Raw genomic sequence first — 12,500 nt, 5'->3', positions numbered from 1 at the left:
CACCTTCAAAATACCTATTCTAGTTTACTAAAACTAAATTGATAACGTATTAGTTAAGCTATAGTTATAAGAATGATAATTATTAAATAGATGCAAAAGTTCATTATTCCTTTATTACTTTTACCTTGCTAACTATCTAGGTTCTATGAGGCTAAAGAATTTTACTTTAAACTTCAGTGTACAATTTTATAAATGTTTATCGGACGACTCACGCTTGCGTGTTCTATTTCTGGTTCACCAAAATCAGGAAATGTGCATATCTGATTTAGAGTTAATTTTAGATTTTACGCAAGCCAAAACATCGCGACACATTTCTTACTTAAAGAATAATGGCGTTTTGAACTCTAAGAAGGTAGACCAGTGGGTGTTCTATTATGTTAAAGAAGAAGTAAAAGATTTATTAGCGCAGACTTTAAAATTTGTAGAAAAAGATCAGCAATTACAGAAAGATTTAGAAACCTTTAAAGTGATGTACTCCAATAGAGCATTAGCTTTAAACAAACTACACAGTAAAAAATGGGTGAAATAAAATCATACAAACATATTTTTTTTGATTTAGATCATACGCTTTGGGATTATGAAAAAAATTCAAATGAGGCTTTAGGTGAACTATTTCTAAAATATCAACTCAACAAACTAGGAATCGACAGTTGTGATCATTTCAATCTATGTTTTGAACAAGTAAACCAATCACTTTGGAGTGATTTTAACAAAAGCAAAATATCGAGAGACACAATTAGGGAGCAAAGGTTTCTGAGAATATTGAATCAGTTCGAAATCGATGATAGGAAATTGAGTGACCAATTATCTGACGAATATTTGATGTTATGTCCTACAAAACCACATTTAATGCCATATACATTTGAAGTCCTTGATTACCTCAAAGATAATTACCAACTTCATATTTTGACTAATGGTTTTACTGATGTTCAAAGACTTAAACTAGAAAAATCCAGATTAAATACATATTTCTCAACTGTTGTGACCTCAGATAGTGCCGGTTACAAAAAGCCCATGTCTTCTATTTTTAAATTTGCAATCGATAAAGCGGAAGCAAGGAAAAATGAAAGTATTATGATTGGAGACAATCTTCAAACCGATATCATGGGAGCTAGAAATTTCGGAATGGATACTGTCTATTACAATCCCAAAAAACAAGAACATAAATCTAGTGTAACCCATGAAGTAGATTGTTTGAGTCAGTTAAAAAGTATATTTTAGTTGTAATTCCGATCAAGCAAACGTAAAGCTTTATTAACCGTATTAAATAATGTTAAATTGCAATTGGAATAATAATTGCTAGTAATATTCTGACTTTTAATATTTGATATATCTCAATAAATTAGATTCAATATGCAGAAAATAATTCTTACTATTTTTCTTTCCATTTTACTTTGCTTACAAATTTTTGCTCAAGAAAAAGATCAATCCTCAGATTCTGCATTTGGATTAGGAGCCGAAGCAATCATCTTACTAGACAGCGGACAAAGTGTCTATAACGAAGATTTTGAACTCATTTTTACACACACTACAAAAATAGAAATCTTAAAAGAATCTGGACTTAGCTGGGCAAATGTAATGATTCCATACAGTGAAAGTGATTCATTGCTGTCTATAAAAGGACAAACCTATAATCTAGGGGCAAATGATTCTTTAGTTATTGACAGTTTAAATTCTGCCACTATTAAGAAAAAGGTAAATAATGGGATAGTGGAAAATTATTTTTCGTTACCCAATGCGAAAGTTGGAAGTATTATTGAATACTCCTATCAAATAAAGATTGCTGATTGGCAAGAGCTGAATACGTGGTATTTTCAAAATGACATACCAGTCTTAAAATCAATTTACACTACTGAAACTCCTAATTATTTACTCTTCTACAAGTATTTGGAAGGTCTATTGAATTTAAATGACTTTAGCAGGAAAACTGTTAAAAAAATGATCAACGACAAACAAACAGACATCTTGATTGAGAATTATCAAATGGATAGTATTCCTGCCTACGTGCAAGAAAATGACGTTCCGGGATACGACTATTTTGTTTCCAAATTGAAATTTGAATTGGCAGAATATACCCTTCCTAGACAGAATACCGAATTTTTGTTGCCACAGAATTATGAGGAACTAGCATTTAATTGGGCTGGCGCTCCATTCTTCAAAGACGTTTACTCAAAAAGCAGCTACTTACAAAGAGAAATTGACCGGATCTACCACCCACAATTACTTAAAATGGATGTCATAAAAGGGTTTTATTTCTTCATTAGAAATAACTTCAATATAGATTTAACATACGGAGATAAAAGCTTGGAGGAAGCTTACAGAGCTAGAAAAGGTACTCCACAACAAATAAATATGATATTAACCAAAATGCTGAACCAGTCTGGATTCGATGCCTATTTGGTTGCTTTGAGCACAATTTCCAACAGACCTACATATCCTGATAATCCAAATTTCGAATTATTCGATACATATATAAGTATGGTTAGGTATAATGGGGATAATTATTTTATGGATGCATCTGAAAAGGATTTATTGTTCAATATGCTTCCTCCTGATTATGTAAACAATGGCGGCTTAGTCATTTCTCAAGATGCACCTGGCTTTGTTCCCTTAAGCTTTGACCATGAAGACAAGGAAATGATAACAGCAGAATTCGTTATCTCAGATTCTGCCACAATCAATGGTGAATATGAGGTTAAAAGAGAAGGCTATGCTGTATATAATTTCGACTCCCGTTTTCTAAACAACAATAGAACTTACAACGACTACCTCATTGAAACCATATTTCAAAATATGGATTGGAACATTAAGAAACATGAGGTAAATGATCAATTTGAAGAATCTAAAATTATAAAAGAGTATTTGTCTTTTGCTAGACCTGCAGATTCAATTGCAAAAAACTATATGGAAATTCAACCTATTGTTTTCAATGAATTCCCTGAGAATCCACTTCAAGCTGAAAAAAGACAAAATCCTTTAACTTTGTACACTCCATTAGTTAGAAAAGCTAGCTATTCCTATTCCATCCCTGAGGGTTGGACGGTATTGGAATTTCCTTCCGAAAAAAATGTAGCACTTCCAGATGGGAAAGGAAAATTGATGTACCAATGCAAAAAAATGGGGGATACATTGAAAATTGAGTATAGTATTAACTATGATAAAGTCATTTACATGCCAGATGAATACGTGGTAATTAAAACTTTCATGCAAGAAATCACGGATACCTTAGCTCAAAAAATTGTTTTGATTCGTTAAATTATTATGTTCTTTCAGATAGGTTAAGCTTACTGCTACCACTTCTCCCATGCTTTTGCAATTATTAAACTCCTGGTGCTTGTAGTGTTCAGCAAGTTCCGCTTTGAGATTTTTCAAATTTTCAGGGGTTGTTAATTTATCTTTTTTCATAGCTCTCATCAGCTCCTTCAGATTATGATCTGATGCTTTCATCCTATTTACAATCAGGGATCGTTCCTCTTTTTGATATTGCTTGACAGTTGCAGGCGTCATTAGCTCAAGGCCTAATTCAATAATAGGGTTGTTTTGTTTGAAGTACTGAGGCATATACACAGCTTTCCGACCCTCATAAGATTGTTGATCAAAATCTATAGATTTAATTCTGTAGTGGATTTCTTCAAAATCAGGGGTAATATCTATTACAAAATTACTAGAATGCATATCACCCAATAAACGTACAAAACATCTTTCAGTGAATTTCACAAATTCTTTTGCCAGTCTAATTTTGTTTAATTTAGCATCATCCATATAGTTTTTTATAAACTGGTCGCCAGGAATACCAGGAATATGTTCCTCGATTAATGTCGCACCATTTACAATATAACTCATCCTATTGGGCGACAATAAATGCTCTAATTCCAATCCATAAATTCTGGAGGCATCGGCTTTTTTGATATAGAAGTAATCAAAATTGTCGTTGATTTTATTGACTATTCTGACACGGAAAGGATACGTATTTCCATATGTACATGCATCCACTCTATCAACATAAAGATGCTCCATTACAGACAAATCACCGTCTGCTTTGAGAATAGCATATATATTTTTTAGACCATAGTAGATATGCTTCATATCATCTTGTGGGAAAAACAATGTTTCCCAGAGCGTATCTTTATCTTCGCTGTCATAGAGCGGAATGGCATTATTTGCTCGTGTTAAATCATCATACTTAATAGGGATATCCAATTGACGACCATGATTTTTTAGATACTTCATCAAATGGTCACTTACAGGAAATATTTTTTTCTTTTTACTGATTAAAGCCATATTCGAATATAAAGCCTTTTCAGAAATAAATAATTATGCAGTCTTTTTTCGTAAGTTTAATTCTTCCGATTCAGTTATTTCCTTTATATTAATCTTACCCATCTTTTTATGATTTGATATATAATCTGATGTGTCCGCATAGTATACCAAAGACCAGTTTCCTTCTTTGTCTTCACCTAGTGCACTCATGCTTTCAACCCAGTCACCTGAATTCATATATATTAAACCATTAATTTCCTTTAATGCAGCTTGGTGAATATGTCCACATATGATTCCATCGCAGTTCTTTATTTTTGCTATTTCTGCAAGTTGTTTTTCGAAATCATCAATATAAGAAACTGCAGATTTCACTTTTGATTTCACTACTTGGCTTAGAGAGTAATAGGGCAGACCTTTTTTCCTTCTATATTGATTGTATTGAGAATTGACCCACAACAAAAATGTATAACCTGCATCTCCTAATTTAGCTATCCATTTAAGATTTGTAGTAATAGAATCAAAAATATCACCATGTACAACATAAAACCTCTTACCATTACTCTCAATTACTATATCACGCGTAATGGTCAAATTTCCAACTTTGAATGGAAGTACTTGGTCCAAAAAATCATCGTGGTTTCCTCTTAAATAAATCACTTCGGTTTTATGATCCTCAATCATTTTAAGAATTCTATTGAAAAAACGGGTGTGTTTCCTTTTCCAGGTGCCATACTTTTTTAGTTGCCAACCGTCAATAATATCTCCATTGAGAATTAATCGGTCGCAGCTACATTGCTTGAGAAATTTGACAAGTTCTTTCGCTTTGGATCCTTTGGTGCCAAGATGCACGTCAGATATGACTAAAGTTTTATAGTGTGTTATCATGACCTTTATTGGTTTCTTAAAGGTCATCATTGATTATTATTCCATGTTTAAGTGCCTGTTAAACAATTGAAAAGATTTTTAGACTTATTACAACTATAGTAACATTCCTTTAAAAAAGACTCAATATTAAATTAATAGTGGAAAAACCAATGGACAAAATTCGCGAATAACAATCAACAAAAGTTCAAGCAATAGAAATAATTATTCTCTAGCTTTTATTACGATACTTCTCCTTTGAATTGAGCTAAATTGAATGAATCCTAAAGGTTTATTTTCAGGGTTTGTTATGTTCTTTATATTAGATGTCGGATTCACTGGTGGTGGACTGAAAACCCCTCCATCGTTAAATAGCAGATTAATAAACTCAACATAATACTGGTAGACGTCCTCATTTATTGTGTAAAGCTCCAATCCAACAGAATCCTCCTCTTCGAACGAACCAGGAATTGGTAATGCACTAAACTCTTTACCAAAAAATTCTGACGTTAAAACAGAGTTTGACAAATCCCCTCTAGAATTTTGAAGGGTATCATTTACGATTACATCAAGCTTAAAATATTCAATTCCTTCATTATTCAATTTTCCGTTCACAAACATGAAGAACCCGTCCCCGAAGGCAGGTTGACCTAAACTATTTAATTCTTCAGCTGATAAATAATACAAAGAATCCAAAGTGGCATTCTCTAAAATTTCACCTTTTGCCTCTAACAATTCACCTTTAGCTTCAATTTGAAGAATGTATTCTTGTCCTACAGAAAGCTCTATCGGTCTGTTAGATCTATAAGCACTGTCTTCACTATAATAAACAAATTCATCGATTACGTTGTAGTCACTATCCAGTAAACTAACCTCGGCCTGGGTAAAAGGTGACAAGCCGCTAGTATCATAATAATTTAAGCTCTCTGAAATTTTTACTTTCTGAAACGATCTCTCATTGACCAACCTGCCTTCAATGACCAACTTAGGTTCTGACTGTTCCAAATCCAAATCGATAATTTCTTGACAAGACCAGCTCACTAATACCGCTAAAAGAAGGCTTAATATTTTGTTTCTGCTCGCTTTCATTAGTTAAAAGAAAAGTTATAGGTGATGGAAGGAATAATGCCAAACAAAGCAGTTTTTACTGCAGCAGGTCTAGTACTCGTTATCGGACCATCTTGAGATTCACTGAAATTTGGATCATTGTTATTGACCTCTCTGAATTCTATAGAAAATGGATTTTTACGGTTATATACATTATAGAAAGAAACATTAATCTCGTGATCATAGCGCTTCCATCTACTTTTTAATTCGTAAGTCAGGCCTAAATCCATTCGGTGAAAATCAGGCATTCTGCTGGTGTTTCTTTTGGAATCATCATAATATGGAATATTTTGCCCGCTCATGATATATCTTCCTTCAGGAAAGGTTACCGCTGCACCACTAGCATACACCCAATTACCAGAAAATGATAGTCGTTCGGAAAATTTATGTGATACTACTACTGAAATATCATGTGGTTTGTCATAGCGAGCCAAATAGGGATCACCACTAGCCACCCCTTCAATTTGTCGCTGGGTTCTTGCTAAAGTATAACTTATCCAACCTGAAGTTTTTCCAGTATTTTTCCTCAACATAAATTCGGCTCCATATGACCAAGCTTTTCCCTCAGCAACTGCTGTTTCTATTCTGTCATTTAGCAAAACATCTTCTCCAGGTAGGAAATCCACCACATTTTGTAGCCATTTGTAATAACCTTCAACTGATATTTCCCATGCATTGTCTTTCAGGTTTCTAAAATATCCAATGGCTACTTGATCCCCGATTACTGGCTTTATATGATAATCAGCTGGAATCCATCGGTCAGTTGGGAACCCTGCTGTAGCATTAGTAGCTACTTGCAAGTATTGACGCATTCTATTGTAGGATGCCTTCAAACTAGTTTTAGAATTGACGAGATACCGAATTCCCAATCTTGGTTCAAAACCTCCATAGTGTTTTACTAATTCCCCACTTTCATAAACATCAGTCCTGATTTCATTTTCAGGACTTTTCCTTTGTCCCTCAGTATAAATAGAAACAGAATCTGCGCCTATTTTAGCAAAAGATGAGTAGCGAAGGCCATATTCCATGCTTAATTTATCAGTAATCGTGTGTTGATTACTTACATAAAGAGCGGTTTCAACGGCATAATCATTTTGAAGATTGAAGTCTTGCACATTAGAATCTTGTGACTGTATTTCTGCAGGTGCAAAAACATGGTAAATAGCATTAGCTCCAAAGAAAAGAGTATTATTGTTATTTAAAAAATAATCAAAATCCAGTTTTAAATTGTATTCTAGTAAACCAGAATTCCAAATAAAGCCTGAACCTGCAGTATTTATATCAAATCCGTAGTCAAAATTACTATACAGCAAAGTAGTATTTAGAAATAGTTTATCATTGAAAAGGTGGTTCCATCTGGTAGATACTGTTGCATTCCCCCAATCGAATCCAAATAAATCTTGGAATCCCAGGTTATCACGTCCAAAGTACCCAGAAACGAAAATTTTATCTTTATCGCTAAAGCGATAGTTAAATTTGGTGTTAAAATCGTAGAAGTATAATGTGTTGTTTCTGATATTTTCGTCCTGCGCAAAAGTTAAAAATAGATCAGCATAGGTTCTCCTTCCAGAAAGAAGCAAGGAAGATTTCCCCTTAACTAGCGGGACTTCTGCAGTTAAACGACTGCTAATACTACCAATGCCGCCCGAGGCCTCAAATTCCTGATTATTCCCTTCACGCATTTGAATATCCAAAATGGAAGAAATCCTTCCTCCATACTTGGCAGGAATACCTCCTTTATAGATCTCTACATTTTTTACCGCATCAGGATTAAAAACTGAAAAGAATCCTAACAAATGACTGGCATTGTACACGGTTGCTTCATCAAGTAAAATTAAGTTCTGATCTGAGCTTCCTCCTCTCACAAACATGCCCGATGTACCTTCTCCAGCGGTAGAAACTCCCGGCAATAATTGTAAGCTCTTCACTATATCCACTTCCCCAAAAAGCGCGGGCATAGATTTAATCCTGTCAATTTGCAGTTTTTCGGTGCTCATCTTTACAGAACTGACATTTTCATCACTTCTTGTTGCTGAGACCACTACTTCCTCTAGACTTGAAGTTTCTTCTTGTAAATTAAAGTTGATCGATTTATCTTCCGTAAGGCTAACTTTCATTTCCTTCGAAGCATAGCCAACATAGCTTGCTTTTAAGATGTACTCACCTTTCGGCAAATCGAATGAATAGTAGCCGTACAAATTAGTGGCCATTCCATTTCCGGGTTGGTTTTTATCCACAACTGTAGCACCAATTAAAACTTCACCAGAACCTGCTTCTTTGACGTATCCGCTTATAGTATACTTTTGAGCATGTAAATGGCTGACCGAAAAAATCAGTAAAATTAAAAGTTTGAATTTCATAACGGTTGATAGTAGCTAGCAAACAATGAGCAAAAAACGATATGCTTCTACTTTTGTTAGTTAATTCATCAAAACTTAACATTAGTTTTGATGAATGGAGTATTATGAGGACAAATAAAAAACCGATGGTCAATAAGATTTTGCCATCGGTACTAAATCAAAGCCGGTACTATTAAGAATTTTTAGTCAGCAGACTGGATTTTCTCATCTATATATTTAACTGCCTGATTAATCGTAGACAATTTTTCTGCATCCATATCTGGAATTCTGATATTGAAATTTTGTTCGAATTCCATCACCAATTCTGCATAGTCCAATGAATCTATTCCCAAATCCTTGATAAAACTCGCGTCTGCAGTCACCTCTGAGCTAGCAATCCCAAGTTTCTCAACTAATATGTTTGTAATAGTTTTTTGAATTTCTTCTTTTGGCATTTTAATTATTTTTTCCACAAATATAACTTTTTAAAGGGTAATCACTAAAATTTTAATACAAACTCTGTTCCAAGTCCTAACGTTGATTGAACTGATATATTACCTGAATGTTTTCTCATTATTTCTTTTGATAGACTCAATCCGATACCTGAGCCGTTTTTCTTGGTAGTAAAGAACGGAATAAATATTTTAGTTAATGCTTCAGGTTCTATTCCTGTTCCGTCATCTTTCACACTTATAACGACTCTTTTTTTGGCATCGAGGTTGGAACTAATCCATATATTTTTTTCAAGTTGATCTGAATCGAAGGACTCTGAAGCATTTTTAACTAAATTGATGATTACTTGTTCAATCAACTCCCGATCAATTGAAATTTCGGGAATCCGTTCGTCAAGTGCCTTGTGAACATGAATTGATTTCCCCTTTAAATCTTTGCTCATAAGCAAGCAAATTCCTTCCAAAAGAATATTGATGTTTTCGCTTTTGAGCTTTGGAGTTGGAGTATGGGTCAAGTTTCTAAACTCATTCAAGAACCTAATTAAGCCTTCACTTCTATTTTCGATGGTTTTAAGTGAATACATTAAATCTTCCATATCATCCATTTTGATAGGTACTTGCTCCGCATCGTTGACTTTATATTCACTCAGCATTTCACGAGTGGTGCCTGTTAAGGAAGAAATAGGTGTTACGGAATTCATGATTTCATGAGTCAATACTCTAATAAGATTTCTCCATGCCTCCATTTCCTTTTCATCTAGTTCGGTTTGAATATTTTGCAACGAAACTAATTTAAAGTGCTTATCATGCAATTGCAGCTCTATAGCATAAACTGACAATTGCCTACTCTCTTCGCCTATATTCACTTGAATTAATTTACTTCCTCCCGTTTTTAGCTCCCTGAAGGTTTCCAATAACTCCTCGCTTACTTTAGCGAGCTGATTGATATTATTTATTTGATAAGAAGTATTCAATAATTTTTTTGCCGCAAAATTATATAGCTGAATGTCACCAGACTTATTAAACGTAATAATACCAATACCGACATGTTGGACTATATTTCTGAAATATTGGTACTCGGCTTCTTTTTCCTTCTGTCGCTCTTTAATTGAATTGATAATGGCTTTATACTGATTTTTCAACTCCTCATTCTTTTCCTCCGGTTCAAAATCTATTTCATTCTTTTTCAATTGCTCCAAAAAGCGATTGATGGAGATTTCATTAGCAGCCTGTTCTTTAAAAAAAGCCCTTGCTTGAATAATGATCAGTACCAAAAAAACCAATCCTAGAAAGAAAGACTCATTATGAACAGAAACAATTGCCCATACAAATACTGTCAAGATTAACAAGATCAGTCGTATTAAGAACTTTTTTAGAAGTGGATTATTGAAGGTCATATTTACTTAATCTTCTATACAAAGAAGCTCTAGTTAGCCCTAGCTCGTCAGCTGCTTTCGAAATATTACCTCCATGAATCTGTATTGCTTTTTGAATGGTTTGCCTCTCAACGTCTTCCAAATTAAAACTATCATCCATAGTTGAAGCTTGCAGAGAATTTGAACTCCCTCCTTTAGATAAAAAGAAGAAATCATCGGCTTCTAAGGTGGAATTATCGGCCATGATTAAGGAACGTTCTATGGCATGTTGCAATTCCCTGATATTACCGGGCCAATGATATTTTTGTAATAGCCTTAGTGCATTTTGGCTAATTTTCATATTCTCTTTTTTATATTTTTTAGCATAAATGCCAATAAAATGCTCAGCCAATAGTGGGATATCTTCAATTCTTTCTCGTAAAGCAGGTAAATGAATTTCTACTGTATTGATTCTGTAAAGTAAATCTTGTCGAAAATCACCTTCGTTAACTCTAGCATTAATATCCTCATTGGTTGCACAGATTAAGCGCGTATCAAATGGAATTGCTTCATTACTTCCCAAACGGGTCACCGTTCTATTTTGTAAGACATTCAAAAGCTTTGCTTGGAGCGGAGCGCTTAAATTCCCTATCTCATCCAGAAAAATAGTACCTTTATCAGCTATCTCAAATCTACCTGCCCGATCTATTTTAGCATCGGTAAAAGCTCCCTTTTTATGTCCAAATAGTTCACTTTCAAATAACGAATCGGTCAAAGCTCCCATGTCAACGCTTACAAAAGAGTTATCTTTCCTGCTCGACTTCTTATGCAAAGCACGCGCAATTAATTCCTTTCCAGTTCCGTTTTCACCCAAAATCAAAACATTGGCATCTGTAGCTGCCACTTTATCAATAATAGTGAAGACATTCTGTAAAGCCTTACTTTCCCCAATTATTGATTTAAAAGGAGCATCTATAGATTCTTCCAATTGTTGCTTTTCTTGTTCTAATCGACTTACTTGATTGTAGGAATTCTTCAATTGTGAAGCAGCATGGATAGTCGCCACCAATTTTTCATTTTGCCAAGGCTTTAACACAAAATCAGTAGCCCCTTTTTTCAAGGCATTTACCGCAGTTTCTACATCCCCAAAAGCGGTAATTAAAATCACAACTGCTTTTGGGTCCCGTTCTTTGATTTGTTCCAACCAATACATCCCTTCTTTTCCGCTTGTGGTATCTTGACTAAAATTCATGTCCAGCAAGATGACATCATAAGTAGCTTGATTCAATAAGAAAGGAATCTTGCGAGGATCTTTTTCAATGATCACTTCCTTTACGTGTTTTTTTAACAGCATTTTAGCTGCGAACAATACATCCTCATCATCATCGATAATTAGAACCTTATTTATTTCTTTTTCCATACTTTATTGCTTGTATTGATATTTGGATAAAAACAATGCCAAAGCCAAAATAAGGCTCAAGTGTTCACAATTTAATAAATCACAAATAAATACTGTTCATTTTCGTACGATAATGTTGCGAAAATGAACAATTTTAGGATTTAATGGAGAATATTTTTTCTTTGGGGAATGATAATGGTAGCTTTGCAGTTTACAAAAGCAAATTACAAAAGCAAAAATTATGTCAACAGCAAAAAAAGGCGACAAAGTAAAAGTTCACTACACAGGTAAATTAACTGACGGCACTGTTTTCGATAGTTCTTTGGAAAGAGAACCAATCGAATTTGAATTGGGTGCAGGACAGATGATTGCCGGTTTTGACAATGCGGTAGACGGAATGGCAGTTGGAGATAAGAAAACTGCAGATATCCCAAGCGCGGAAGCTTATGGTGACAAAAGAGATGATATGATGGTTCCGGTTCCTAAAGATAAAGTTCCGGAAGAAATAAAACCTGAGGTGGGCATGCAATTATCAATGCAACAGCCTGACGGTCAAGCTTTACCTGTTTTAGTAGCAGAAGTAAATGATGATCATATAGTTTTAGATGCTAATCACCCTTTAGCAGGAAAAGACTTAAATTTTGAAATTGAGTTAGTTGAAATAAGCTAATCAACATTTTTAATAATACTAATTGAAGGCCCGACTATTTCGGGCCTTTTTTCTGCT

At 34.3% G+C, this 12,500-nt stretch carries 11 protein-coding genes; 4 read left to right on the top strand and 7 right to left on the bottom strand.

All coding sequences use genetic code 11. The features are described 5' to 3' along the window. Positions 1-145: 145 nt before the first annotated feature. The 3 genes from AAC601_RS00330 (at position 146) to AAC601_RS00320 (ending at position 3,255) form a co-directional block, all read left to right on the top strand. Positions 146-529 carry a metalloregulator ArsR/SmtB family transcription factor gene (locus AAC601_RS00330; protein WP_303271795.1) on the top strand — a complete coding sequence of 128 codons (384 nt, stop codon included), beginning with the start codon at positions 146-148 and terminating at the stop codon, positions 527-529. After that, entirely contained in the window at positions 517-1,221 is a 705-nt protein-coding gene (locus AAC601_RS00325) for a YjjG family noncanonical pyrimidine nucleotidase (protein WP_303271794.1), read from the top strand. The genes AAC601_RS00330 and AAC601_RS00325 overlap by 13 nt, the downstream gene beginning before the upstream one ends. A 132-nt stretch (positions 1,222-1,353) precedes the next feature. After that, complete coding sequence (locus tag AAC601_RS00320) at positions 1,354-3,255, top strand: DUF3857 domain-containing protein (protein ID WP_303271793.1); 1,902 nt, start codon at positions 1,354-1,356, stop codon at positions 3,253-3,255. Here AAC601_RS00320 and AAC601_RS00315 read toward each other — a convergent pair. From AAC601_RS00315 to AAC601_RS00285, 7 genes are all read right to left on the bottom strand, one after another. Further along, complete coding sequence (locus tag AAC601_RS00315) at positions 3,226-4,281, bottom strand: hypothetical protein (RefSeq protein WP_303271792.1); 1,056 nt, start codon at positions 4,279-4,281, stop codon at positions 3,226-3,228. The two genes, AAC601_RS00320 and AAC601_RS00315, sit on opposite strands and share 30 nt — an antisense overlap. Before the next feature lie 33 nt (positions 4,282-4,314). Then, the gene (locus tag AAC601_RS00310; RefSeq protein ID WP_303271791.1) at positions 4,315-5,145 is read right to left on the bottom strand and encodes a UDP-2,3-diacylglucosamine diphosphatase; all 831 of its coding nucleotides are present in this window, start codon (positions 5,143-5,145) and stop codon (positions 4,315-4,317) included. Positions 5,146-5,346: 201 nt separating this feature from the next. Beyond that, positions 5,347-6,210, bottom strand: coding sequence for a DUF4249 family protein (locus AAC601_RS00305; RefSeq protein ID WP_303271790.1), 864 nt, complete (start codon positions 6,208-6,210; stop codon positions 5,347-5,349). Beyond that, positions 6,210-8,588, bottom strand: coding sequence for a TonB-dependent receptor (locus tag AAC601_RS00300; protein WP_303271789.1), 2,379 nt, complete (start codon positions 8,586-8,588; stop codon positions 6,210-6,212). Before AAC601_RS00300 ends, AAC601_RS00305 begins: the two co-directional genes overlap by 1 nt. A 182-nt stretch (positions 8,589-8,770) precedes the next feature. Next, complete coding sequence (locus tag AAC601_RS00295) at positions 8,771-9,022, bottom strand: acyl carrier protein (RefSeq protein ID WP_303272095.1); 252 nt, start codon at positions 9,020-9,022, stop codon at positions 8,771-8,773. A 44-nt stretch (positions 9,023-9,066) separates the two neighbouring features. After that, on the bottom strand, positions 9,067-10,359 hold the full coding sequence (locus AAC601_RS00290) for an ATP-binding protein (RefSeq protein WP_303271788.1): 1,293 nt from the start codon (positions 10,357-10,359) through the stop codon (positions 9,067-9,069). Between the two features lie 43 nt (positions 10,360-10,402). Beyond that, positions 10,403-11,794: a sigma-54 dependent transcriptional regulator gene (locus AAC601_RS00285; RefSeq protein ID WP_303271787.1), complete on the bottom strand. Its 1,392-nt coding sequence runs from the start codon at positions 11,792-11,794 to the stop codon at positions 10,403-10,405. Between the two features lie 220 nt (positions 11,795-12,014). Between AAC601_RS00285 and AAC601_RS00280 the strand changes: the two genes are divergently transcribed. Continuing rightward, complete coding sequence (locus AAC601_RS00280) at positions 12,015-12,443, top strand: peptidylprolyl isomerase (protein ID WP_303271786.1); 429 nt, start codon at positions 12,015-12,017, stop codon at positions 12,441-12,443. Positions 12,444-12,500: the final 57 nt, after the last annotated feature.

It is taken from the genome of uncultured Marivirga sp. (genome assembly GCF_963974845.1).
Taxonomy (GTDB): Bacteria; Bacteroidota; Bacteroidia; order Cytophagales; family Cyclobacteriaceae; genus Marivirga; species Marivirga harenae.
This window is presented reverse-complemented; position numbering and strand designations above follow the sequence as displayed.

What these genes read in the sequence shown, in the direction of transcription:
- AAC601_RS00300 (WP_303271789.1), bottom strand. Translation starts at nt 8,588, where the DNA reads ATGAAATTCAAACTTTTAATTTTACTGATTTTTTCGGTCAGCCATTTA.
- AAC601_RS00280 (WP_303271786.1), top strand. Translation starts at nt 12,015, where the DNA reads ATGTCAACAGCAAAAAAAGGCGACAAAGTAAAAGTTCACTACACAGGT.
- AAC601_RS00305 (WP_303271790.1), bottom strand. Translation starts at nt 6,210, where the DNA reads ATGAAAGCGAGCAGAAACAAAATATTAAGCCTTCTTTTAGCGGTATTA.
- AAC601_RS00315 (WP_303271792.1), bottom strand. Translation starts at nt 4,281, where the DNA reads ATGGCTTTAATCAGTAAAAAGAAAAAAATATTTCCTGTAAGTGACCAT.
- AAC601_RS00310 (WP_303271791.1), bottom strand. Translation starts at nt 5,145, where the DNA reads ATGATAACACACTATAAAACTTTAGTCATATCTGACGTGCATCTTGGC.
- AAC601_RS00325 (WP_303271794.1), top strand. Translation starts at nt 517, where the DNA reads ATGGGTGAAATAAAATCATACAAACATATTTTTTTTGATTTAGATCAT.
- AAC601_RS00320 (WP_303271793.1), top strand. Translation starts at nt 1,354, where the DNA reads ATGCAGAAAATAATTCTTACTATTTTTCTTTCCATTTTACTTTGCTTA.
- AAC601_RS00330 (WP_303271795.1), top strand. Translation starts at nt 146, where the DNA reads ATGAGGCTAAAGAATTTTACTTTAAACTTCAGTGTACAATTTTATAAA.
- AAC601_RS00285 (WP_303271787.1), bottom strand. Translation starts at nt 11,794, where the DNA reads ATGGAAAAAGAAATAAATAAGGTTCTAATTATCGATGATGATGAGGAT.
- AAC601_RS00295 (WP_303272095.1), bottom strand. Translation starts at nt 9,022, where the DNA reads ATGCCAAAAGAAGAAATTCAAAAAACTATTACAAACATATTAGTTGAG.